This is a genomic window from Bosea beijingensis, from assembly GCF_030758975.1.
GTDB lineage: Bacteria > Pseudomonadota > Alphaproteobacteria > Rhizobiales > Beijerinckiaceae > Allobosea > Allobosea beijingensis.
This window is the reverse complement of record NZ_CP132359.1, coordinates 2,248,328-2,268,631: the sequence shown is the minus strand read 5'-3', so window position 1 is coordinate 2,268,631 and position 20,304 is coordinate 2,248,328. Positions and strand designations below refer to the sequence as shown.

The following is a 20,304-nucleotide window of genomic DNA, read 5'->3' as shown; positions in this document are numbered from 1 at the left end:
TGGAATTATTCGGCCGCGTCCGGCGCCGCCTCGCCGCGCAATTCGCGCGGCAGCGGGAAGAAGACGTTCTCGTCGGCGGTCGAGACGGTTTCGACGCGGACATCGTAGCGCGCGGCGAAGGCGTCGATGATCTCCTCGACCAGCACCTCGGGCGCACTGGCGCCGGCCGTGATGCCGAGGCTGCGGATATTGCCGAAGACGGACCAGTCGATCTCGTCGGTGCGCAGGACGAGCCGTGCCACCGGGCAACCGGCGCGCTCGGCGACCTCGCGCAAGCGCTGGGAGTTCGAGGAATTGGGCGAGCCGACCACGATCAGCCCGTCGACCTGCGGCGCGACGCGCTTGACCGCCTCCTGGCGGTTGGTCGTGGCGTAGCAGATGTCTTCCTTGTGCGGGGCGATCAGCTCCGGGAAACGGGCCTGCAAGGCCTCGACGATCCCGCGGGTGTCGTCGACCGAGAGCGTGGTCTGCGTGACATAGGCGAGCGGCTGGCCCTCCGGCGCCTGAAGCGTCGCGACGTCGTCCAGCGTCTCGATCAGCGTGATCGCGCCCTCTGGGAGCTGGCCCATCGTGCCGATCACCTCGGGATGGCCGGCATGGCCGACCAGCAGGATATGGCGGCCCCGCTTGTGATGGACCTCGGCCTCGCGATGGACCTTGGTGACCAGCGGACAGGTCGCATCGATGGCGAAGAGATTGCGCGCCTTCGCCGCCGCCGGCACCGCCTTGGCGACGCCATGGGCCGAGAAGATCACCGGCCGCGTCTCGTCGGGCACCTCGTCGAGCTCGGCGACGAAGACCGCGCCCTTCCGCTTCAGGGATTCGACGACGTATTTGTTATGGACGATCTCGTGGCGGACATAGACCGGCGCGCCATGCAGCTTCAGCGCCTTCTCGACTGCGTCGATGGCGCGCACGACGCCAGCGCAGAAACCGCGCGGGGCGCAAAGCAGGATGTCGAGCGGCGGCTTGGTCACGCGCGAAAAGATCTCCATCGGTCCGCGTCTTCATTCGGCGGGATCAGGGCGATGTCAAGGAAGCGAAGCAGCGCAGGTCGTCCTGATCACCGATTGCCTCTCGCAGGATCGCTGTCGAAGGCCTAGATAGAACGACGGACCGCCACGCAGAGCGTCGCGCCGGACCGCCAAGCCCGTTCCAAAGCACCGAGTTCCGCATGGCCGACGCCGTCTCGCATGCCAGCTATCTCCCGCCGATCCTGACCTTCTGCGCGGGAGCGGTGATCGCCGTGCCCCTGTTCCGCAAGCTCGGCCAGTCGGCTGTGCTGGGCTATCTCGCGGCCGGCATCGTCATCGGCCCGTCGATCCTCGGCGTGATCAAGGATCCCGATGCGATCCGCGGCACGGCCGAGATCGGCGTCGTGCTGCTTCTCTTCCTCGTCGGCCTCGAATTGCAGCCCTCGCGTCTCTACTCGATGCGCAAGGACATTCTCGGCTCCGGCCTCGCGCAGATGGCGCTCAGCGCCGGCGGCATCGGGCTGGCCGGCTGGTATTTCGGCCTTTCGGCGGCGGGCGCGGTCGCGGTCGGCGTGGCGCTTGCCCTGTCGGCGACATCGATCGCGTTGCAATTGCTGGAAGAGCGCGGCGACGGCAACGAGACCTATGGCAGGCGTACCTTCTCCATCCTGCTGTTCCAGGACATGGCGATCGCGCCCGCGCTGGCGCTGCTGCCGCTGCTCGCCACCACGGGCGGGAAGGAAACCGGCAGCCCTATGATGGCGCTGGCGAGCCTCGGTATCGCGCTCCTCGCGCTGGTGCTGATCGTGGTGGCCGGGCGCTACGTGATGAACCCGTTCTTCCGCATCCTCGCCCATACCGGCGCCAAGGACGTGATGACGGCCGCCGCACTGCTGATCGTGCTCGGCGCGGCCTTGCTGATGGAGCATGTCGGGCTTTCGATGGCGATGGGCGCGTTCCTCGCCGGCGTGATGCTGGCCGATTCGCATTTCCGGCATGAGCTCGAAGCCGATATCGAGCCGTTCCGCGGCGTGCTGCTCGGCCTGTTCTTCATGGCGGTCGGCATGTCGCTCGACCTCAAGCTCGTCGCCGACAACTGGATGCTGCTGGCACTCGCCGCGCCGCTGCTGGTGCTGTTCAAGATCGCGGTGGTGACCTCGATCCTGCGGCTGTCCTGCTCGTCCTGGCTCGAAGCGGTCCGGGCCGGCGCCCTGCTCTCGCCTGCCGGCGAATTCGCCTTCGTGCTGCTGCCGCTCGGCCTCGCCAACGGGCTGCTCACCGCGCAGCAATCGGCGATGGTCACCGCGCTCGCGGCGATCAGCATGCTGCTCGGCCCGGTCGTCGCCAAGGTCATCGACGCGGTGCTGCTGGCGCGCATCACGCCGGCGACGATGAACGAGGACTATGAGGGCGCCGGCGACAGCCCGGTGATGGTGATCGGCTTCGGCCGCTTCGGCCAGATCGTGACGCAGGCGCTGCTGCTCCAGCATATCGACGTGACCGTCATCGATTCGGATGTCGAGCGCATTCGCTCGGCATCCCAGTTCGGCTTCAAGATCTATTACGGCGACGGCACGCGGCTCGACGTGCTGCGCGCGGCCGGGGCCGGCAAGGCCCGCGTCATCTGCATCTGCGTCGACGACAAGCAGGCGGCGCTCCGGATCGTCGAGATGGTCAAGGCCGAATTCCCGAGCGTGCGGCTGCATGTGCGGGCCTATGACCGCATCCACGCAATCGAGTTGATGAAGGCGAATGTCGATTTCCAGATGCGCGAGACCTTCGAATCGGCGCTGGGATTCGGCCGCATCACCCTCGAAACCCTGGGCCTGACCCGCGACGAGGCCGAGCTGGTCATCGACCATGTCCGTGACCGCGACGCGCAGCGCATGGAGATCCAGTTCCATGAAGGGCTCGCCGCCGCGATCAACCGCGTGCCGCGCGTCACGCCCGAGCCGCTCGTACCGCCCAAGGCCAAGTCGAGGCCGCTCACGCCCGAGACGCGGCAGGTCATCGAGGATGGCGGGGCGGAGGTCGCCGTCGGCGGCGTCGGAGAGCCCGAACGATGAGCCAGGCTTCGGCCCGGCCGCAGGCCATCTTCCTGGAAGGACCGCTGATGCGCCATGTCGCGGTGATGACCGCGACGAGCTCGGTCGGCCTGATGGCCGTCTTCGTCGTCGACCTTCTGTCGCTGCTCTACGTCTCCTGGCTCGGGCGGCCGGAGGCGACGGCTGGCGTCGGCTTCGCGACGATCGTGCTCTACCTGATGATCTCGGTGAATGTCGGGCTGATGATCGCGGTGACGGCGCTGACCTCGCGCAGCGTCGGGGCGGGCGACCGCCCGGCAGCGCGGCGCATCGCAGCCTCGACCATGGCGCTGTCGGCGCTTGTCGCCCTCGTCATCTCGCTCGCGGCATTGCCGTTCCTGCCGAAACTGCTCGGCCTGCTCGGCGCACGCGAGCAGTCGCATGCCGTCGCCCTTTCCTTCCTCTACATCGTGCTGCCGTCGAATGTCCTGATGGCGATCGGCATGGGCCTTTCCGGCATCCTGCGCGCGGTCGGCGACGCCAGGCGGGCGATGTTCGTGACGCTCGGCGGCGGCATCGTCACGGCCGGGCTCGATCCGCTGCTGATCTTCGGCCTCGGCCTCGGGCCGGATGGCGCCGCCATCGCGATCGTGCTGGCGCGGGTCATCATCGTCGCCATCGGCTTGCACGGCTGCGTGATCGTGCATGACATGATCGCCCGCCCGCGCCTGTCCTTCATCCGGCAGGATGCTGCCCGGACCTTCGCGATCGCGGGGCCGGCGATCCTGACCAATCTCTCGAACCCGATCGCCAATGCGGTTTTCGCCAGCGTCGTCGCCCGCTTCGGCGACGCGGCGGTGGCGGCGCTCGCGATCATGGACCGGCTGGTGCCGGTCGCCTTCGGCGTGCTCTTCGCGCTGTCGGGCTCGGTCGGGCCGATCCTCGGCCAGAACTGGGGTGCCGGGCGTTTCGACCGGATGCGCCGGGGGCTGACCGATGCGGCGATCTTCGCCGGCGCCTCCGTGCTGGTCTCCTGGGCGCTGCTTTTCACCTTCCGCGGCGCCCTCGTCTCCGCCTTCCATGCGACGGGGCTGACCGCGGAGCTGGTGCTGTTCTTCTGCCTGATCGCCGGGCCGATGTGGATCTTCGTCGGCATGCTCTTCGTCGCCAATGCCGCCTTCAACAATCTCGGCATGCCGTTCCTGTCGACGCTGTTCAGTTGGGGCCGCGCCACGCTCGGCACCGTGCCGCTCGCGATCCTCGGCGCCCATCTCGCCGGGCCGAAGGGTGCGATGGCGGGCTCGGCGCTCGGCGCGGTCGCCTTTGGCGTGCTGGCGCTCGTCTTCGCCTATCGCGGCATCACAAGGCTGGAGCGCAAGGCCGCGCAGCGCAGCGCCGCAACCGATTTGCCAGGCAAGGACACCCTGCTATCGTCATCCTAAGGCACGGCGCCAAAGGCCGGCCGGGGAGAAGCGTCCATGATGAATCTGTTCGATATCATGCAATCGGCCCAGAGCGGCCAGGCGCTGCCGAACCTCGCCCAGCAATACGGCCTGACCATGCAGCAGACGCAAGCTGCGCTCGACGCCCTGCTGCCGGCCTTCTCGATGGGGCTGCAGCGGCAGACGCGCGACCCCTACGCCTTCGGCTCGCTGGCCCAGATGATGACGGCCTCGCCCTATGCCCGGTTCTTCGAGGCCGGCGGCTACGGCATTCCGGCCGGCGCCCAGAACGCCGGTAACGACGTGCTGAGCCAGCTCTTCGGCTCGCGCGAGGTCAGCCAGGCGATCGCGGCGCAGGCGGCCGCGACCAGCGGCGTTTCGCAGGCCATCCTCAAGCAGATGCTGCCGGTCATCGCCGCGATGCTGATGGGTGGCCTGTCGAAAACCTCCAGCAACGAGGGGTTGGGCGGCATCCTCGGCCAGTTCGCCGAAATGATGCGCGGCCAGATGCCGGGCATGCAGCCGACACCGCAGCAGCCGCAGATGCCGGCCAACCCGCTCGAGGCGATCCTGAAGGGCATGTTCGGTCAGGGCGGCCAGCCGCAGCCCAATCCGCAAGCCGCTCCCTCCGATCCGTTCGGCGGTGCGCTCGGCCAGATCCTCGGCGGCATGTTCGGCGGCATGGCAGCACCGCAGCCTGAACCCGAGCCCGCCCCCGCTCCGCGCCGCGCGCCGCCGCGGCGTGCGCCGGAACCCGAGCCCGAGGAGGCTGCGCCGTCGTCCTCTGCCAATGGGCCGGGCTCGATCGGTCTCGACGCGCTCAACCAGATGTTCGAGCACGGCCGCCAGATCCAGGACGACCACCAGAACGCGCTGAAATCGATCCTCGACGCCATGCTCGGCGGTGGGCAGGGGCGCCGCTGAGTCGGCTTCAACCTTTCAGCGGTTGCAGACATGAAAAAGGGCGGAAGCACGAAGCTCCCGCCCGCAGGGACGCTGCTGCCAAGGGGTCAGGCGCAGCGTGCAACCACAATATCGGCCTTCTTCGCCAGCATCGGCACCGAGCCGGCATGGCGCAGGGCGTGCTCCCGCCGCGCGGCGGCGAGGTTCGACGACGCGCGCGAGCGCTCGGCCAGCACGGCGGACGGGTCCTCCAGCCAGGAGGTGGCGAGCGCTCCGTCGATATCCGAACGGACGAGACCGAGGTCCTTGAGCCCGCGCTCGTCGAGCTCGGCGGAGAGGCGCATCACTTCGCGACGGTGAGCGAGAGCGCGCACGAATTGAATCGTTCCGCTGATCCCGATGGTGGCAACACGCGTGACGCCGGCCGAAACGGACGAGAGCGACTTCGCGGCAATGGTCATGAGCAGCATGACAGCCTCCTCTGGCGGTGCGGAACGTGGATCTGAGCCTCTCCACCCCGCCCGGACGCGCCATTGACGGGAAAATCTGGAGTGCATCCCGACCTTAGCGAGGCTCTGGTCATCAGCCAAACGAATGGTTATGATGTCTCGCAACACCGATATTGATGAACGGTGGATGGGGATCGCCAATGGCTCATGTGCTCGATGCCGATCAGCTCAAGACCTTCGTCGCGATCGCCGATACCGGCTCCTTCACCCGCGCCGCAGAGATCGTCTTCAAGACGCAATCGGCCGTTTCGATGCAGATGAAGCGGCTGGAGGAGCGAGTTGGAAGGCCCCTGTTCGGGCGCGATGGCCGCCATGCCAAGCTGACCGAGGATGGCGAGCGCCTGCTCGACTATGCCCGCCGGATCGTGCGTCTCAATCTCGAATGCGTGGCGTCCTTCGCCGATGCGGATCTCAAGGGCCGCATCCGCCTCGGCGTGCCCGACGACTATGCCGATCGCTACCTGCCGGAGATCCTGGCGCGCTTCGCCCATTCGAATCCGCGCGCCGAGGTCACGGTGGTCTGCGAGCCGACGCCGATGCTGGCCGAGCGGATCGCGACGGGCGATATCGACCTCGCGATCATCACCCATGTCGAAAGCCGCGGCCAGGGCGAGATCATCCGCATCGAGCCGCTGCTCTGGGTCACCTCGGCGCGTCATAGCGTGCATGAGGAGGACCCGCTACCGCTCGCGCTGGGACGGCCGACCTGCAACTGGCGGCAGGCGGCAGTCGATGCGCTGGAATCGAAGGGGCGGCGCTTCCGGGTGCTCTATGCGAGCTGGAATTCGACCGCTGTCGGCGCAGCCGTCCTCGCCGGGCTCGCGATCTCGGTCCTGCCGGAGAGCGCGGTCAGGCCGGGCATGCGCATCCTTGGGCCCTCGGAAGGCTTCGCGACCTTGCCGTCCTGCAAGATCGGCCTCTTGCGCACCCGCTTCGATCCCTCGGTGCTGTCGAATGCGCTGGCGGAGCACATCATCCAGAGCCTCGACAATCTCGCGAGCTTCAAGACGGCGGCGGAATAGAAGGCAGGCGCCTCAGAATACGTTGAGGCGAGTGGCTGCGGCCGTCAGCATGGTGCTGACGCTCTGCCCGAAGAACGTGGCCGAAGCGATGATCGTGATCGAGATGATGGCCGCGACGAGTCCGTATTCGATCGCGGTCGTGCCGCGCTCGTCCCGAACAAGCTCCAGTAAGCTCAGTCTGATCCGCTCCATGCCGCTAGGTTAGCGGCAAGGCCCATCCAACCGGTTAATTTCCGGCGCGCAATCCGCACGAATCGCGATTTTCGAGCGGACACTGTTTCGTCACGCCGTCAGAGCGCCATCTCGGTCATGACGGGCTCGACCTTGCCATGCCAGGCGTCGCGGTAGCGCGCCTCCAGCGCCTGCGCCAGGTTCTGGCGGCGCTCCAGAATCGCATCCAGCGGCGCCAGGAAACGGGTCTCGTCCTGTCCGGCGCCATTCTTCAGCGCCCGTCGCGCAAGGCCGGCACGCGACAGCGCCACGATTTCGGCAGCGATCTCGCTGAGCTTGCGCCCGCCGATGGTGGCGGCGAGCCCCTTGCCCGGAACCGCGTCGCGCAAGGCCTGCCGCTCCACGGCGCTCCAGCCCTTGACGAGATCCCAGGCCGCATCGAGCGAGACGGAATCGTAGAGCAAGCCGACCCAGAAGGCCGGCATCGCGGCCAGCATCTCCGGCGGGCCGGCGTCGCAGCCACGCATCTCCAGGAAGCGCTTGAGCCGGACCTCGGGGAAGAGCGTCGACAGGTGGTTGGCCCAGTCGGACATCGTCGCCTTCTCGCCCGGCAATTGCGGCAGGCGGCCGGCCAGGAGGTCGCGGAAGGACGCGCCGGCGACGTCGTGATAGGTATCGCCGCGCTTGACGAAGTACATGGGCACGTCGAGCGCCCAGTCGACATAGCCCTCATAGGACATGCCGTCGTCGAAGGCGAAGGCGAGCATGCCGGAGCGGGCGTTGTCGGTGTCGCGCCAGATCTCGGAGCGCATCGACTGGAAGCCGTTGAGCTTGCGTTCCAGGAAAGGCGAGGAGGCGAAGAGCGCGGTGGAAAGCGGCTGCAGCGCCAGCGAGACCCGGAGCTTGCGGACCATGTCCGCCTCGCTGGCGAAGTCGAGATTGACCTGGACCGTGCAGGTCCGGAACATCATGTCGAGGCCCATCGTGCCGACCTTCGGCATGTAGTTCGCCATGATCTTGTAGCGGCCCTTCGGCATCACCGGCGTCTCGGCGCGGGTCCAGAGCGGTGAGGCGCCGAGCGCGACGAAGCCGATGCCGTGAGGCTCAGCCACGGCCTTGACGTCGGCGAGATGGGCCAGAAGCTCGGCCTCGGTCTCGTGCAATGTCGCCAAGGGCGCGCCCGACAATTCAAACTGTCCGCCCGGCTCCAGCGAGATCGCGCCGCCGCCATCCGGCCCGGCCAGGCCGATGATATGGCCGGCGTCGACGATCGGCTCCCAGCCGAGCCGCTGCTGCATGCCTTCGAGCAAGGCACGGATGCCGCCGGCGCCGCCACGGCCTTCGTAAGGGACGGGAGCAAGATCGCTCCGGTAGAACGGGAATTTCTCGTGCTCGGTGCCGATGCGGAAGGACGAGGCCGGTTTCTCGCCGGCGGCGATCCACGCAATCAGTTCGGCCTTGGAACCGATCGGGGTCGAATCGGACACGTCGCGAGCCATGGGCGCTCCGGCAGATGAGTCAGGACGACCGGCCCCCGGCACTGAGCGCGCGGAGGAAGCCGGAAGAGGATGCACAGACATAGGCGAGCGCCGGGCGCTCGACAACGACCGGGATCATGCATTCGCGCAAAGGCGACCGGCGTTGGCGGCACGCCTTGGCCCCCGCGTCAGATGCGAGGCCAGTCGCCGAGAACCGCCTGAACAAGGGCGAGCGCCGCCACTGCTGCGGTGTCCGCCCGGAGGATGCGCGGACCGAGCGAGATCGGCAACGTGTTGGGCCTCGCCCGGATCAGATTCCGCTCGGCCTCGTCGAAGCCGCCCTCGGGACCGATCAGCACGGAGAGCGGGGCGGGCTTGCAATCGGCAAGCGCCGAGACCGGGCTCGCCTCCGCCATGCCCTCGTCGCAGAAGACCAGCAATCGCTCTGGTGCCAGGTTCGCCAGCGCGGCTTCGAGAGGGCGTTCCGCTTCGATCGCCGGCAGGCTCAGGATGCCGCATTGCTCGGCCGCCTCGACGGCATTGGCGCGCAGCCGGTCGAGGTTCAGGCGCGAAACCTGGGTGCGCCGGGTCAGGACGGGCTGAAGCAATCCCGCCCCCATCTCGACCGCCTTCTGCGCCATATAGTCGAGCCGCGCGTGCTTCAGCGGGGCGAAGAGATAGTGCAGGTCGGAGGCCGGCGGCTGCGGCTTCGTCTGCCGGACCAGTTCGAGATTCGCCTGTTTGCGCCCTTCCGGCACGAGCCGCGCCAACCATTCGCCGTCGCGCCCGTTGAAGACGAGCACCGTACCATCGACCCGCAAGCGCAGGACGTTGAGCAGGTAATTGGCCTGCTCGCGCTCGAGCGGGAGAATCGCCGCCGGAGAAAAAGGCTGGTCGAGGAAGAGCCGGTGCCGGGCGAAATCGGGAGCGGACATGAACGCAGGCGTCTCCAGGAGTCGGTGATATCGGTGGCAACAACGCGAAAAACGCCACAATCCCCTTGTAGCAGGCGGCGCATCCCATAAGGCGACCCATGGACTCGCAAGAGTCGTTGGCGTTAACAGCGCCTGCTGTTAAGGACGTATTTAACGATCGGCCGGGCGGGCCGGCAATCCGGAGTAAGGACACCATGCGGCGTTGGATGGCTTCAGGCGTTATCGCGGTGCTCGGCCTTGCCGTGGCCCCGTTCCTGGCGGCTGCTCCCGCAAACGCGCAGGCCTCTGGCTGCGAGCAGATCCAGAAGCTGCTCGGCGAGCGCCAGTCGATCGTGGCGCGGCTTTCGGCCGCCCAGAAGGCCAAGAAGAAGATGACGCCGCAGGAAGCCTGCAGCTCCTTCGGCCGCCTCGTCAGCAATGGCGATGCCGCGATCAAGTTCGCCACGGCCAACCAGGACTGGTGCCAGATCCCCGCGACCTTCATCGAAGGCATGCAGGCCGACAACAAGAAGGTGGCCGGCTTCCGCGCCCAGGCCTGCAACGCCGTGAAGCAGCAGGCCCAGATGATGCGCCGCGCCCAGCAGCAGGCCCAGGGCTCCAGCCCGTTCGGTGGCGCCGATTCCATCACCAGCGGCGCCGGCGGCGGGATGCGCGTTCCGCAGGGCGCGCTCTGACCGGCGCCCAGCGCCATGCCTGATCCGTCACCCTCAGGGGCGATGCCTGGGGGCGGTGCGCCTCTCCCGGATGCGCTGAAGGGGCATTGGGTCGATACGCGGGCGCCGCTTGCGACCCGGCCTTTCCTGAAGCTCGCCCGCATCGAGCGTCCGATCGGCTGGTGGCTCCTGCTGATGCCGTGCTGGTGGGCGGCGGGCCTTGCCGCCATTGCCGCCGGCCAGCCCTATCCCAATCCCTGGCACAGCCTGCTGTTCTTCATCGGCGCGGTGCTGATGCGCGGTGCGGGCTGCACCTTCAACGACATCATCGACCGCAAGCTCGACGCCGAGGTGGCGCGCACCCGTGGCCGCCCGCTCCCGTCCGGACAGGTCACGGCGAAGGCAGCGGCGCTATTCATGGTCGCGCAGGCTCTCGCAGGGCTCGTCGTGCTGCTGCAGTTCAACCGCTTCACGATCATCCTGGGCATCGCCTCGCTCGCGATCGTTGCGATCTATCCGTTCATGAAGCGGATCACGAACATGCCCCAGTTCGTGCTCGGCCTCGCCTTCTCATGGGGCGGACTGATGGGCTGGAGCGCGGTGTTCGGCCGGCTCGACGCGCCGGCCTACCTGATCTATGCGGCGGCCATCGCCTGGACCGTCGGCTACGACACGATCTACGCGATGCAGGATCTGGAAGACGACGTCATCGCCGGCATCCGCTCGAGCGCGCGCTATTTCGGCGATCATACGCGCGAGGCCGTGGCGCTCTGCTTCGCGCTGGCGGCCGTGCTCACGGGGATTGCGATCTGGCTGGTCGGCGGCGGCCCCATCGCCTGGCTCGGCTTCGCCGCCTTTGCCGTTCATCTCGGCCGGCAAGTCACGCGCATCAACGGCGCGACCGCACCCGAAGCCCTCGGGATCTTCCGGTCGAACCGCGATGCGGGATTGCTGCTGGCCGCCGGGTTCGCGCTCGATGCGCTGAGCCGGGGCTGGATCCAATGATCAGTCGGTCATCCGCTCGCCGCTGACGATCACCGGCAATTCGGCGAGGCGGCCGGTCTTGCGGCGGGTCAGGAAGCGCGGACGGCGGCCGTTGAGCAGGCCATGGCGGCGGCGGATGCGCACCGCGCCGAGCGCAACGCGGCCAAGTTGCGGATAGGGCTCGCTCACCACGCCGTCGGCTGCTTCCAGCAAGAGCGGCAAGCCGCTGGTTCGGCCGAAATCACGCCAGAGCGCGACCGCATCCTCCTGATCGACAGACGCCACGACGATAGAGCGGCCGTCGCCGGCGGTCAGGGCCAGCTCGAAACACTCGTCATCACCGGCCGGATCGGCCAGACGCAGCGCGACGCCGCGCCAGTTGACATTGCCCCGCAGGATCCGCACGGAGCCGATACGCTCGATCGCCGGAGCGACCGGCCGGGCCGGCATCGGGTTGCGGGAAACGATCGCTGTGGTTGTCGGACCGCCGGAGAGAACGGGCACAAAACCGCTCTCTCCGGCGGCCGGCGTGACGCTGGCCATCGGTTATAACGCCTCTCTGTAATCCCTGCTGCAACGGAGCCCTCTGTCGATGCCGGGGCTCTCGTGCTTGCCCTGCGAGGATGGCGGCCAGCCGTGTCCGAGCGCTTAAAGGGTTGGGTTAAGGGAAGGTGATTCCGCCCCGATCCGACCCGAAACGAGGGCTTTCCCCCCGGATGCTTGACGGAATCTTTCGATCCGCAGCCGCATTTTCGGCTTGAAACCGCGACTTTCGCGGCCGATAGGAAAGCCATGAACGCAACCACGCTACCGATCGCGGCCGAGCTGCTGAAGGCCGTCGGCGAAAGCTGCCTGGAAGCCGGCGCGATCGCCCTGGATCTGTTCCGACCGGGCGCGGCGACCGCGGCGCGGACCTGGTCCAAGAGCGGCGGATCGCCCGTCACCGAAGCCGATATCGGCGTCGACACCTTCCTGCGGATCCGGCTTTCGGAACTGCTGCCGGAGGCCGCCTGGCTCTCCGAGGAGACGGTCGACGACGCGCAGCGGCTCTCGCATCGCTATGTCTGGGTCGTCGACCCGATCGACGGCACGCGCGCCTTCATGCAGGGCTCGCCGGACTGGGCCGTCTGCGTCGCCCTGCTCGACCAGGGCGCGCCCGTCCTCGGCATCGTCCATGCGCCGGCCTGCAATGCCACCTATCGCGCACTCGCCAGCGGCGGTGCGACGCTCAATGGCCAGACCATCAAAGCCTCTTCCGTGGAAACCCTGACCGGCGCCCGCATCGCCGGTCCCAAGCCGATGCTCGACGCGCTGGCGCAGTCAGAGCGCTTCGAAGCCGTCGGCCGGATTCCGTCCCTGGCGCTGCGCCTGACGCGTATCGCCGACGGCACCATCGATGCCGGGCTGATCTCGCCCGATGCCCGCGACTGGGATCTGGCCGCGGCCGATCTCGTGCTGAGCGAGGCCGGCGGGCGGCTCACCGACGGCGAGGGCCGGCCCGTCGTCTATAATCGCGAGGTGCCGGTCCATGGCATGCTCGCGGCGAGCAACGGCAGGCTCGCGATGCCGCTGCAAGCGGCGATCGAGCGATTGCGCGACGGACGGCCGCAGCCGGCCTGACGATTTTTTTCAATGCTCCCGGCGCGGCCCGCTCGCATGGGCCGCCGGGATGGCTTATGGGGGCGCCACAGCCCTCGCAGGAGAGTTCGATGAGCACCGAGCCGGAACAGAAGCAGCTTCTTCACCTCGTGCTGGGCGGCGAACTCGCCTCGCTCGACGGCATCACCTTCAAGGACCTGTCGAAGCTCGACATCGTCGGCGTCTTCCCGAACTATGCCACCGCGCACTTGGCCTGGAAGGCCAAGGCGCAGCAGACCGTCGACCAGGCGCAGACGCGTTACTTCATCGTGCATCTCCACCGCCTGCTCGACCCTGAGACCGCCAAGGCCTGAGCCACAGCGGTTTCGCAAGACAGGACCCGACGACAGGACCCATGGGTTTTTCGATCCTCAAGACGCGCGTGGCGCAGGAAACGCTCGGCCGCCTGCTGGCCGGCTACCTGCGCCTCGTCCAGCGCACCAACCGGATCGTCTTCGAGCCCGCCGATATCTACGACCATGTCCGGCCGGACCTGCCGCTGATCTTCGCGATGTGGCACGGCCAGCACATCATGATCCCCTTCGCGCGGCCGGACTGGATGCCGGCCTGCTCGCTGGTCTCGCGCCATGGCGATGGCGGCTTCAATGCGGTGGCGCTGCGCGAACTCGGCATCGGCGCGATCCGCGGCTCGGGCGCGCTCGGCAAGAAGATCCGCGAGAAGGGTGGCGCCAGCGCTTTCCTCGCCATGGTCCGGCGCCTTGCGGCCGGCGAAACCATGGTGCTGACCGCCGACGTGCCGAAACGGGCCCGTATCGTCGGCCCCGGCATCATCGCATTGGCCCGCGCCTCCGGCCGGCCGATACGGGCGGTCGCCGTGGTGACGAGCCGCCGCATCGATTTCAACAGTTGGGACCGCGCCTCGATCGGCCTGCCCTTCGGGCGCTGCGCCATCGTCGTCGGCGAACCGATCCTGGTCGCGCGCGACGCCGACGAGGCGACGCAGGAGGCCGCGCGCCTCGCGCTCCAGGCCAGCCTCGACGATGTCCATGCCCGCGGTTACGCGCTGGTCGGCAGCAGCGATCCGGGCGCCGGCCTGCGCGAGAAGCAGCTTGCTGCCGGGGCGCCGGCATGAGCGGCAAGGGCGCGATCCTGCGCAGCTATCGCTACGCGACCTCCCTGCTGGAGCCCGCGGCGGCCGGGCTCCTGCTCTGGCGCCGGCGGCGCGGCAAGGAGGATGCCGCGCGGCTTGCCGAGCGGCGCGGCCATGCCAGCGTCAAGCGACCGAACAAGCCGCTCATCTGGCTGCATGGCGCCAGCGTCGGCGAGACCGTGACGCTGCTGCCCCTGATCGCAAAGTTGCAAAAGCGCGGCTTCGCGGTGCTCGTGACCTCGGGCACAGTCACCTCCGCCAAGCTGATGGCGGCGCGCCTGCCGGGCGGCGTGATCCACCAGTACATCCCGCTCGACGTGCCCCGCTACATGCGTCGCTTCATGGATCACTGGCGGCCAGAGCTTTGCCTGATCTGTGAATCCGAGATCTGGCCGAACCTGCTGGTGGAAGCACAGCGTCGCGACATCCCCGTGGTGATGGTCAACGGCCGGATGTCCGAGCGCTCCTTCGCACGCTGGTACAAGATGCCGAAGACCTCGCGCTTCCTGCTTTCCTGCTTCGAGGCGTGCCTCGCGCAGTCGCAGGGCGATGCCGAGCGGCTGGCTCAGCTCGGCGCACCGCGCGTCAGCGTCGCCGGCAACCTGAAATTCGACGTGCCGGCACCGCCCGCCGACGCCGACACGCTCGCCATCCTCGACGGCCAGACCACGGGGCGCCCAGTCTGGATCGCCGCGAGCACGCATCCGGGCGAGGACGAGCTGGTGCTTGCCGCCCATCTCGCGATCAAGCCCTATCTGCCGAAGCTGCTGACCATCATCGCGCCGCGTCATCCGCAGCGCGGCCCGGAGATCGAGGCTCTGGCCGAGGCGAACGACGTACCTGTCTCGCGCCGCGCGGCCAGCGGCAGCCCGGAGCGCGACGTCGATCTCTATGTCGCCGACACCGTCAACGAGCTCGGCCTGTTCTACCGTCTGTCGCAGGTCGCCTTCCTCGGCGGCTCGCTGGTCGAGGGCATAGGCGGGCATAATCCGATCGAGCCGGCCAAGCTCGGCTGCGCCCTGCTGCACGGGCCCCATGTCCACAATAACGCCGAGATCTTCGCCGCTTTCGATCGCGATGGCGGCTCGCGCGAGGTCGCCGATGCGCAGGCGCTCGCCGGCGCCGTCCATCGCTGGCTGAACAACCCGGCCGAGGCCCGGCAGGCGGCGCGCGCCGCGGCCCAGACCGCGACCGAGCTCGGCGGCGCGCTGAACCGCACGCTGCATGCGATCGAGCCCTTGCTGATGCGGGTCGCGATCGGCCAGCGCGAGAGCGCGCCCTGATGCTGCGTGCCCCGCGCTTCTGGTGGCGGGACAAGCCCACGCTGCTCGCCCGGCTGCTTCAGCCACTCGGTTCTCTCTACGGCGGGATCACCTTGCGACGGATGCGCCAGCCCGGCACCGATGCCGGCCTGCCCGTGATCTGCGTCGGCAATTTCATCGCCGGCGGCGCCGGCAAGACGCCGACGGCGATCGCGATCGCCGACCTGCTCGCTGAACGAGGCGAAAAGCCCTTCGTGCTGATGCGCGGCTATGGCGGACGGCTCGCGGGCCCGATCGAGGTCGATCCGGACCGGCATCGTGCGGTCGATGTCGGCGACGAGCCGCTGCTGATGGCCCGCCATGCCCGCACCGTCATCGCCCGCGACCGGGTGGCCGGCGCAAGGCTCGCGCGCGGGCTCGGCGCCAGCGTCGTCGTGATGGATGACGGATTGCAGAATCCGTCTCTGGTGAAGCAGCTCAAGCTGGCCGTGGTCGACGGTGCGAGCGGCGTCGGCAACGGCTTATGCCTGCCGGCCGGTCCGCTGCGCGCTGCACTTGCCGAGCAGATGAGCGAGGCGGATGCCATCATCGTCATCGGCAAGGGACATGCAGGGCAGCGTGTCGTCGCCGTCGCGCTAGCGCAGAAGAAAACGGTTCTGGCGGCTACGCTCAAGCCCGCCGATGCGGCAGTCGAACGATTGCGCGGGCAGAAAGTCGTCGCGCTGTCGGGGATCGGCCGCCCGGAAAAGTTCGCCGCGACTTTGCGCGAGGCCGGAGCGACCGTGGCGACCGAGCAGGCCCATGGCGATCATCACGCCTATGGGGAGAGCGATGTCGCGGCTGCGCTCGCCACCGCCCGAGAGCACTCGGCCCTTATCGCAACGACAGAAAAGGACTGGACCAAGCTCGCGCAACTCTGGCCCGAGAAGGCCCGTGACGTGCTGGTTGTGGTGCCGGTTACGTTGGCTTTCGCGGAGCCGGCCGCGATCGGTGACCTGCTTGCCGCCCTCGACAAGGCAAGCTGAGATTTCGTCAGGCGCGGCCGGCGCGGCGCAGCCTGAGAAGCGCTGCTTCCGACGAAGAATAAGCTTCCTGCCACTCGATCGACCAGTAGCGGAGATCATCGAGACGGATCGGCGCGCCGGTCACCGCGCAACGCACGAAGGCGCCGGGCTTGACGACGCGGAACTCGCCGGGGCCGTAATCGATGACGGCCTCGGGACCATGAGGCGGAAGGCGCTCGCTGATATTCATCAAAATTGCATCAAATCATTGATCGGGAAACGGAAAGCCGGGATACTCCATGGTTTGTGATAACCTTCTGGTCGGCGATGTCCAGTCTCCTGCGCCTCATGGCGTGCCTGATGAGCCTTGCGTTCTTCGCGGCGCCGGCTGCCCGCGCCGGCGGCTACGAACGCGTGGCCATCACGACCGACCAGGGAACCCTGAACGGCGTCTTCTACCTGCCGGCCGGCCCGGGGCCGTTTCCGGCCGTAGTCGCGCTGCATGGTTGCGGCGGCTTGTGGCGCGAGCAAGGCCAGCTCTCGATGCGCCATGCCGATTGGGGCGAGCGACTGGCGGCCGCCGGCCTCGCCGTCCTGATGCCGGACAGTTACGGTTCCCGCGGACTCGGCTCGCAATGCGGCGTGAAGGACCTGACGGTCCGCGCCAGCCGCGAGCGCGTCGCCGATGCGATGGCCGCGCGGGCCTGGCTGCAGCAGCGCGGCAACATCAGACCTGACTCGATCGCGCTGCTGGGCTGGTCGAGCGGCGGCCTGACCGTGCTGACCGCGATCCGCAAGGAGCGGGCACCGGCCGACGGCAAGCCCGATTTCAAGCGCGCCGCCGCCTTCTACCCTGCCTGCCGGAGCCAGTCGGAATCGCCGAGCTTCGCCGCCCGGCTCCCGCTCCTGATCCTGATGGGCGATGCCGACGACTGGACGCCGGCTGCGCCCTGCAGCCATCTCGCGAAGGCCGCGCAGACGCGAGGCGAGCAGGTCGGGCTCGTGCTCTATCCCGGCGCCCTGCATGATTTCGACCATCCGCGCCTCGAGGTGAAGGAGCGCGAGAACATCGCCTATTCCGCCAGCGGCACCGGCAAGGCCACGGTCGGCACCAATATGGCGGCGCGCGAGGATGCGCTGAAGCGGGTCAAGGCCTTCCTGACCGCGCCTTGATCCCTAGAACAGATCGCCTTGCGATCCCGATGGCGGACCCTTGCGAACCGGGCGTGGCGCAGACGGCTTCGTTCCACCAGCCTCGCCGCCCGAGACGGTGACGCCGAAGCTGCCATCGGCGAGCTGCACCGAGAGCGCCCTGCCCGGCTGGGCGGCCTCGACGCTGCGCACCAGCGCCCCGGCCTCGTCGCGGATCAGGGCATAGCCGCGGGAGAGCACCGCTTCCGGCCCGAGCGAGCGGATCAGCGCCCAGAGCGAGGCCAGCCGGTCAGTGCGGCGATGCAGCGCCTGGCCGAAGGCGCGCTCGGCGCGCTCAGCCACAGCAGTACCGCGTTCGCGACGCTGAATCAGGCTCTGGCCGAAGGCATTGCGTGCGCGCGTTTCCAGCGTAGCGAGGCGATCGCGAGCGTTGGCGATCCGGGTGCGCTCCCCGGCGATGGCGTTGCTCCGCGCTGCGGCTAATACGCGACCGAAACCAACAAGCTCCCCTCGCAATTTCGCAAGGCGAACGCGCGGTGAATTATCCGCGAGGCGTCGTGCAAGTCCCTGAAGCTTCAATTCATGCGTGCGGGCGTTGCGGGCAAGGGCTGGCGCCAGCCGCGTCGCGGCGAGGTCGAGCCGCTGGCGCGGGCCGGAGAGGACGGCCTCAGGCCCCGGCAAGGCGCGCGCGAGCGCGCGCAGGTCGCTGCGGCGGCGATCGGACAAGCGAAGCATCGCCCCGGCATGGCGGCGTGCGAGATCGGCAATGAAGCCCATCAGCTCGGCGCGTACCGGCACGACTTTCTCGGCGGCACCCGTCGGCGTGGGCGCTCGCAGGTCGGCGGCGTGGTCGATCAAGGTCCAGTCGGTCTCGTGGCCGACCGCGGAAACCAGCGGAATCTCCGAGGAGGCGGCGGCACGGACCACGATCTCCTCGTTGAAGCTCATCAGGTCTTCGAGCGAGCCGCCGCCACGCGCGACGATGATGACGTCAGGCCGGGGAATGCGCCCGCCTGCCGGCAACGCGTTGAATCCGGCGATGGCATTGGCGACTTCGGCCGCGCTGGTCTCGCCCTGCACCCTCACCGGCCAGACCAGGACATGGCGCGGAAAGCGATCCTCAAGGCGGTGCAGGATGTCGCGGATGACCGCGCCGGTCGGCGAGGTCACGACGCCGATCACCGTGGGCAGATAGGGGATGAGCTGCTTGCGTTCCTCGGCGAAGAGCCCTTCGGCGGCGAGCCGCTTGCGGCGCTCCTCCAGCAGCGCCATCAGCGCGCCGGCACCGGCCAGCTCCAGCGAATCGATGACGATCTGGTAGCTCGACTTGCCGGCGAAGGTGGTGATCTTGCCGGTGGCGATCACCTCCAGTCCTTCCTGGGGCCGCGTCTTCAGGCGGCCGAACACGCCCTTCCAGATCACCGCATCGATCTTGGCGTTAGTGTCCTTGAGCGAGAAATAGACATGGCCGGAGGCGACCGGGCCGCGATAGCCGGAAATCTCGCCGCGCACGCGCACGAAGCCGAAATTGTCCTCGATCGTGCGCTTCAGCGCTCCCGAGAGGTCCGAGACGCTCCATTCGGGCGCATTGCCGGTCGACTGCTGCGATTCGCTGGTCATGGCCGGACCATAGCCGGACGGGCGATACAGCAGAAGCGTTGCCCGACGGGCGCTGTGCCGCTATTGCGCCCATGACGGAGCGGAGAGCGCAATGAATATTCTTCTGATCGGTTCGGGCGGCCGCGAGCATGCGCTCGCCTGGGCGATTTCGGCTTCGCCGCTCTGCGACACGCTGTTCATCGCGCCGGGCAATCCAGGCACCGCCCATTGCGGCGAGAATGTCGTGATCGATATCGCCGATCATGCCGCCGTCGTCGCCTTCTGCCATCTGCAGGGGATCGGCCTCGTCGTCGTCGGGCCGGAGGGACCGCTCGTCGTCGGCATCGCCGACGATCTCCGCGCCGCCGGAATCAAGGTCTTCGGCCCGTCGAAGGCCGCAGCCCAGCTCGAAGGCTCGAAGGGTTTCACCAAGGAGCTCTGCGCCGAATTCGGCATCCCAACCGCAGGCTTCGGACGCTTCGGCGATGCGGCCTCCGCCAAGGCCTATGTCGCCGCCCAGGGCGCGCCGATCGTGATCAAGGCCGACGGGCTCGCTGCAGGCAAGGGCGTGATCATGGCGCAGACGCTGGATGAGGCGAACGAGGCCATCGACATGATGTTCTCGGGCAGCTTCGGCGCGGCCGGTGCCGAGGTCGTGGTCGAGGAATGGATGATCGGCGAGGAAGCCAGCTTCTTCGCGCTCTGCGACGGCACGCATGCGCTGGCGCTCGCCTCGGCGCAGGACCACAAGCGCGTCGGCGACGGCGATACCGGCCCAAATACCGGCGGCATGGGCGCCTATTCGCCGGCCCCGGTGATGACACCCGCGCTGACAGAGCGCGTCATGGCCGAGATCATCCGGCCGACGCTCGCCGGCATGACGAAGCGCGGCACGCCGTTCCAGGGCGTGCTCTTCGCCGGGCTGATGATCACCGCGCAGGGGCCGAAGCTGATTGAATACAACACCCGCTTCGGCGATCCCGAATGCGAGGTGCTGATGCCGCGCCTGAAAAGCGACATCGTGCCGGCGCTGCTCGCCGCCTGCGACGGCGTGCTCGACCGGGTCGACCTGCGCTGGCGCGACGAGGCGGCGCTGACCGTCGTGCTCGCGGCAAAGGGCTACCCGGCCAAGCCGGAAACCGGCAGCGTCATCCAGGGTGTCGAGAAGGCGGAGGCGCTGGACGAGGTGCTCGTCTTCCATGCCGGCACGAAGCTCTCGAACGGCGATCTCGTCGCCAATGGCGGACGGGTGCTGAACGTCGTCGCGCTCGGCAAGAGCGTCGGCGAGGCGCAGAAGCGGGCCTATGAGGCCGTCGACAAGATCGACTGGCCGGGCGGCTTCTGCCGTCGCGATATCGGCTGGCAGGCGGTGAAGCGCGAGCAAGGCTGACAGGACGTTGTGACGGGCATGACACCAATCGAAATGCAGCATTCGATCGGTGT

At 68.2% G+C, this 20,304-nt stretch carries 21 protein-coding genes; 13 read left to right on the top strand and 8 right to left on the bottom strand.

Features of this window, described 5'->3' with window-relative positions; genetic code table 11:
- Window positions 1-5 precede the first annotated feature (5 nt).
- Window positions 6-995 carry a 4-hydroxy-3-methylbut-2-enyl diphosphate reductase gene (gene ispH / locus Q9235_RS10915; RefSeq protein WP_306227140.1) on the bottom strand — a complete coding sequence of 330 codons (990 nt, stop codon included), beginning with the start codon at window positions 993-995 and terminating at the stop codon, window positions 6-8.
- Window positions 996-1,174: 179 nt separating this feature from the next.
- Between ispH and Q9235_RS10910 the strand changes: the two genes are divergently transcribed.
- Genes Q9235_RS10910 through Q9235_RS10900 form a run of 3 tightly spaced genes read left to right on the top strand, consistent with a single transcriptional unit; the run spans window position 1,175 to window position 5,364 of the window.
- Complete coding sequence (locus tag Q9235_RS10910; RefSeq protein ID WP_306227138.1) at window positions 1,175-3,040, top strand: monovalent cation:proton antiporter-2 (CPA2) family protein; 1,866 nt, start codon at window positions 1,175-1,177, stop codon at window positions 3,038-3,040.
- Window positions 3,037-4,440: an MATE family efflux transporter gene (locus tag Q9235_RS10905; protein ID WP_306227137.1), complete on the top strand. Its 1,404-nt coding sequence runs from the start codon at window positions 3,037-3,039 to the stop codon at window positions 4,438-4,440. Before Q9235_RS10910 ends, Q9235_RS10905 begins: the two co-directional genes overlap by 4 nt.
- A gap of 36 nt (window positions 4,441-4,476) precedes the next feature.
- Window positions 4,477-5,364: a DUF937 domain-containing protein gene (locus Q9235_RS10900; protein WP_306227135.1), complete on the top strand. Its 888-nt coding sequence runs from the start codon at window positions 4,477-4,479 to the stop codon at window positions 5,362-5,364.
- 86 nt (window positions 5,365-5,450) lie between these two features.
- Here the strand turns inward: Q9235_RS10900 and Q9235_RS10895 are convergent, their stop codons facing one another.
- Complete coding sequence (locus Q9235_RS10895) at window positions 5,451-5,813, bottom strand: DUF1127 domain-containing protein (protein ID WP_306227133.1); 363 nt, start codon at window positions 5,811-5,813, stop codon at window positions 5,451-5,453.
- A gap of 179 nt (window positions 5,814-5,992) precedes the next feature.
- Between Q9235_RS10895 and Q9235_RS10890 the strand changes: the two genes are divergently transcribed.
- The gene (locus tag Q9235_RS10890) at window positions 5,993-6,874 is read left to right on the top strand and encodes a LysR substrate-binding domain-containing protein (protein ID WP_047580398.1); all 882 of its coding nucleotides are present in this window, start codon (window positions 5,993-5,995) and stop codon (window positions 6,872-6,874) included.
- 12 nt (window positions 6,875-6,886) lie between these two features.
- On the opposite strand, the gene Q9235_RS10885 is transcribed toward Q9235_RS10890, so the two are convergent.
- The 3 genes from Q9235_RS10885 to Q9235_RS10875 all read right to left on the bottom strand — a co-directional run bounded on the left by Q9235_RS10885 (window position 6,887) and on the right by Q9235_RS10875 (window position 9,458).
- Complete coding sequence (locus tag Q9235_RS10885) at window positions 6,887-7,066, bottom strand: Flp family type IVb pilin (protein WP_306227130.1); 180 nt, start codon at window positions 7,064-7,066, stop codon at window positions 6,887-6,889.
- A 98-nt stretch (window positions 7,067-7,164) separates the two neighbouring features.
- The gene (locus tag Q9235_RS10880) at window positions 7,165-8,544 is read right to left on the bottom strand and encodes a glutamate--cysteine ligase (protein WP_306227129.1); all 1,380 of its coding nucleotides are present in this window, start codon (window positions 8,542-8,544) and stop codon (window positions 7,165-7,167) included.
- Window positions 8,545-8,711: 167 nt separating this feature from the next.
- Complete coding sequence (locus Q9235_RS10875) at window positions 8,712-9,458, bottom strand: 16S rRNA (uracil(1498)-N(3))-methyltransferase (protein WP_306227128.1); 747 nt, start codon at window positions 9,456-9,458, stop codon at window positions 8,712-8,714.
- A 206-nt stretch (window positions 9,459-9,664) separates the two neighbouring features.
- Here Q9235_RS10875 and Q9235_RS10870 point away from each other — a divergent pair, with 206 nt between their 5' ends.
- Together Q9235_RS10870 and ubiA are read left to right on the top strand one after the other, a co-directional pair.
- The gene (locus tag Q9235_RS10870; protein WP_306227127.1) at window positions 9,665-10,132 is read left to right on the top strand and encodes a hypothetical protein; all 468 of its coding nucleotides are present in this window, start codon (window positions 9,665-9,667) and stop codon (window positions 10,130-10,132) included.
- Between the two features lie 15 nt (window positions 10,133-10,147).
- A complete protein-coding gene (gene ubiA / locus Q9235_RS10865; protein ID WP_306227126.1) occupies window positions 10,148-11,116 on the top strand; it encodes a 4-hydroxybenzoate octaprenyltransferase in 969 nt (322 codons plus the stop codon).
- On the opposite strand, the gene Q9235_RS10860 is transcribed toward ubiA, so the two are convergent.
- Window positions 11,117-11,638: a DUF6101 family protein gene (locus Q9235_RS10860; RefSeq protein WP_306227123.1), complete on the bottom strand. Its 522-nt coding sequence runs from the start codon at window positions 11,636-11,638 to the stop codon at window positions 11,117-11,119.
- A 249-nt stretch (window positions 11,639-11,887) separates the two neighbouring features.
- On the opposite strand from Q9235_RS10860, the gene Q9235_RS10855 reads away from it, so the two are divergent.
- From Q9235_RS10855 to lpxK, 5 genes are all read left to right on the top strand, one after another.
- Entirely contained in the window at window positions 11,888-12,715 is an 828-nt protein-coding gene (locus Q9235_RS10855) for a 3'(2'),5'-bisphosphate nucleotidase CysQ (RefSeq protein WP_306227122.1), read from the top strand.
- 89 nt (window positions 12,716-12,804) lie between these two features.
- Window positions 12,805-13,047, top strand: coding sequence for a DUF4170 domain-containing protein (locus tag Q9235_RS10850; RefSeq protein WP_306227120.1), 243 nt, complete (start codon window positions 12,805-12,807; stop codon window positions 13,045-13,047).
- Between the two features lie 41 nt (window positions 13,048-13,088).
- Entirely contained in the window at window positions 13,089-13,826 is a 738-nt protein-coding gene (locus tag Q9235_RS10845; RefSeq protein ID WP_306227118.1) for a lysophospholipid acyltransferase family protein, read from the top strand.
- Window positions 13,823-15,127: a 3-deoxy-D-manno-octulosonic acid transferase gene (locus Q9235_RS10840; protein ID WP_306227117.1), complete on the top strand. Its 1,305-nt coding sequence runs from the start codon at window positions 13,823-13,825 to the stop codon at window positions 15,125-15,127. The genes Q9235_RS10845 and Q9235_RS10840 overlap by 4 nt, the downstream gene beginning before the upstream one ends.
- On the top strand, window positions 15,127-16,131 hold the full coding sequence (gene lpxK / locus Q9235_RS10835; RefSeq protein ID WP_306227115.1) for a tetraacyldisaccharide 4'-kinase: 1,005 nt from the start codon (window positions 15,127-15,129) through the stop codon (window positions 16,129-16,131). The genes Q9235_RS10840 and lpxK overlap by 1 nt, the downstream gene beginning before the upstream one ends.
- A 7-nt stretch (window positions 16,132-16,138) precedes the next feature.
- On the opposite strand, the gene Q9235_RS10830 is transcribed toward lpxK, so the two are convergent.
- On the bottom strand, window positions 16,139-16,360 hold the full coding sequence (locus Q9235_RS10830; RefSeq protein WP_306227113.1) for a DUF2093 domain-containing protein: 222 nt from the start codon (window positions 16,358-16,360) through the stop codon (window positions 16,139-16,141).
- A gap of 110 nt (window positions 16,361-16,470) precedes the next feature.
- Between Q9235_RS10830 and Q9235_RS10825 the strand changes: the two genes are divergently transcribed.
- Window positions 16,471-17,283 (top strand): dienelactone hydrolase family protein, encoded by an 813-nt coding sequence (locus tag Q9235_RS10825; RefSeq protein ID WP_306227111.1) that lies wholly within the window; start codon window positions 16,471-16,473, stop codon window positions 17,281-17,283.
- Between the two features lie 3 nt (window positions 17,284-17,286).
- Here the strand turns inward: Q9235_RS10825 and xseA are convergent, their stop codons facing one another.
- On the bottom strand, window positions 17,287-18,882 hold the full coding sequence (xseA, locus tag Q9235_RS10820) for an exodeoxyribonuclease VII large subunit (protein ID WP_306227109.1): 1,596 nt from the start codon (window positions 18,880-18,882) through the stop codon (window positions 17,287-17,289).
- 91 nt (window positions 18,883-18,973) lie between these two features.
- Here xseA and purD point away from each other — a divergent pair, with 91 nt between their 5' ends.
- Window positions 18,974-20,251: a phosphoribosylamine--glycine ligase gene (purD, locus tag Q9235_RS10815; protein WP_306227107.1), complete on the top strand. Its 1,278-nt coding sequence runs from the start codon at window positions 18,974-18,976 to the stop codon at window positions 20,249-20,251.
- Window positions 20,252-20,304 lie beyond the last annotated feature (53 nt).

What these genes read in the sequence shown, in the direction of transcription:
- ispH (WP_306227140.1), bottom strand. Translation starts at nt 995, where the DNA reads ATGGAGATCTTTTCGCGCGTGACCAAGCCGCCGCTCGACATCCTGCTT.
- Q9235_RS10910 (WP_306227138.1), top strand. Translation starts at nt 1,175, where the DNA reads ATGGCCGACGCCGTCTCGCATGCCAGCTATCTCCCGCCGATCCTGACC.
- Q9235_RS10905 (WP_306227137.1), top strand. Translation starts at nt 3,037, where the DNA reads ATGAGCCAGGCTTCGGCCCGGCCGCAGGCCATCTTCCTGGAAGGACCG.
- Q9235_RS10900 (WP_306227135.1), top strand. Translation starts at nt 4,477, where the DNA reads ATGATGAATCTGTTCGATATCATGCAATCGGCCCAGAGCGGCCAGGCG.
- Q9235_RS10895 (WP_306227133.1), bottom strand. Translation starts at nt 5,813, where the DNA reads ATGCTGCTCATGACCATTGCCGCGAAGTCGCTCTCGTCCGTTTCGGCC.
- Q9235_RS10890 (WP_047580398.1), top strand. Translation starts at nt 5,993, where the DNA reads ATGGCTCATGTGCTCGATGCCGATCAGCTCAAGACCTTCGTCGCGATC.
- Q9235_RS10885 (WP_306227130.1), bottom strand. Translation starts at nt 7,066, where the DNA reads ATGGAGCGGATCAGACTGAGCTTACTGGAGCTTGTTCGGGACGAGCGC.
- Q9235_RS10880 (WP_306227129.1), bottom strand. Translation starts at nt 8,544, where the DNA reads ATGGCTCGCGACGTGTCCGATTCGACCCCGATCGGTTCCAAGGCCGAA.
- Q9235_RS10875 (WP_306227128.1), bottom strand. Translation starts at nt 9,458, where the DNA reads ATGTCCGCTCCCGATTTCGCCCGGCACCGGCTCTTCCTCGACCAGCCT.
- Q9235_RS10870 (WP_306227127.1), top strand. Translation starts at nt 9,665, where the DNA reads ATGGCTTCAGGCGTTATCGCGGTGCTCGGCCTTGCCGTGGCCCCGTTC.
- ubiA (WP_306227126.1), top strand. Translation starts at nt 10,148, where the DNA reads ATGCCTGATCCGTCACCCTCAGGGGCGATGCCTGGGGGCGGTGCGCCT.
- Q9235_RS10860 (WP_306227123.1), bottom strand. Translation starts at nt 11,638, where the DNA reads ATGGCCAGCGTCACGCCGGCCGCCGGAGAGAGCGGTTTTGTGCCCGTT.
- Q9235_RS10855 (WP_306227122.1), top strand. Translation starts at nt 11,888, where the DNA reads ATGAACGCAACCACGCTACCGATCGCGGCCGAGCTGCTGAAGGCCGTC.
- Q9235_RS10850 (WP_306227120.1), top strand. Translation starts at nt 12,805, where the DNA reads ATGAGCACCGAGCCGGAACAGAAGCAGCTTCTTCACCTCGTGCTGGGC.
- Q9235_RS10845 (WP_306227118.1), top strand. Translation starts at nt 13,089, where the DNA reads ATGGGTTTTTCGATCCTCAAGACGCGCGTGGCGCAGGAAACGCTCGGC.
- Q9235_RS10840 (WP_306227117.1), top strand. Translation starts at nt 13,823, where the DNA reads ATGAGCGGCAAGGGCGCGATCCTGCGCAGCTATCGCTACGCGACCTCC.
- lpxK (WP_306227115.1), top strand. Translation starts at nt 15,127, where the DNA reads ATGCTGCGTGCCCCGCGCTTCTGGTGGCGGGACAAGCCCACGCTGCTC.
- Q9235_RS10830 (WP_306227113.1), bottom strand. Translation starts at nt 16,360, where the DNA reads ATGAATATCAGCGAGCGCCTTCCGCCTCATGGTCCCGAGGCCGTCATC.
- Q9235_RS10825 (WP_306227111.1), top strand. Translation starts at nt 16,471, where the DNA reads ATGAGCCTTGCGTTCTTCGCGGCGCCGGCTGCCCGCGCCGGCGGCTAC.
- xseA (WP_306227109.1), bottom strand. Translation starts at nt 18,882, where the DNA reads ATGACCAGCGAATCGCAGCAGTCGACCGGCAATGCGCCCGAATGGAGC.
- purD (WP_306227107.1), top strand. Translation starts at nt 18,974, where the DNA reads ATGAATATTCTTCTGATCGGTTCGGGCGGCCGCGAGCATGCGCTCGCC.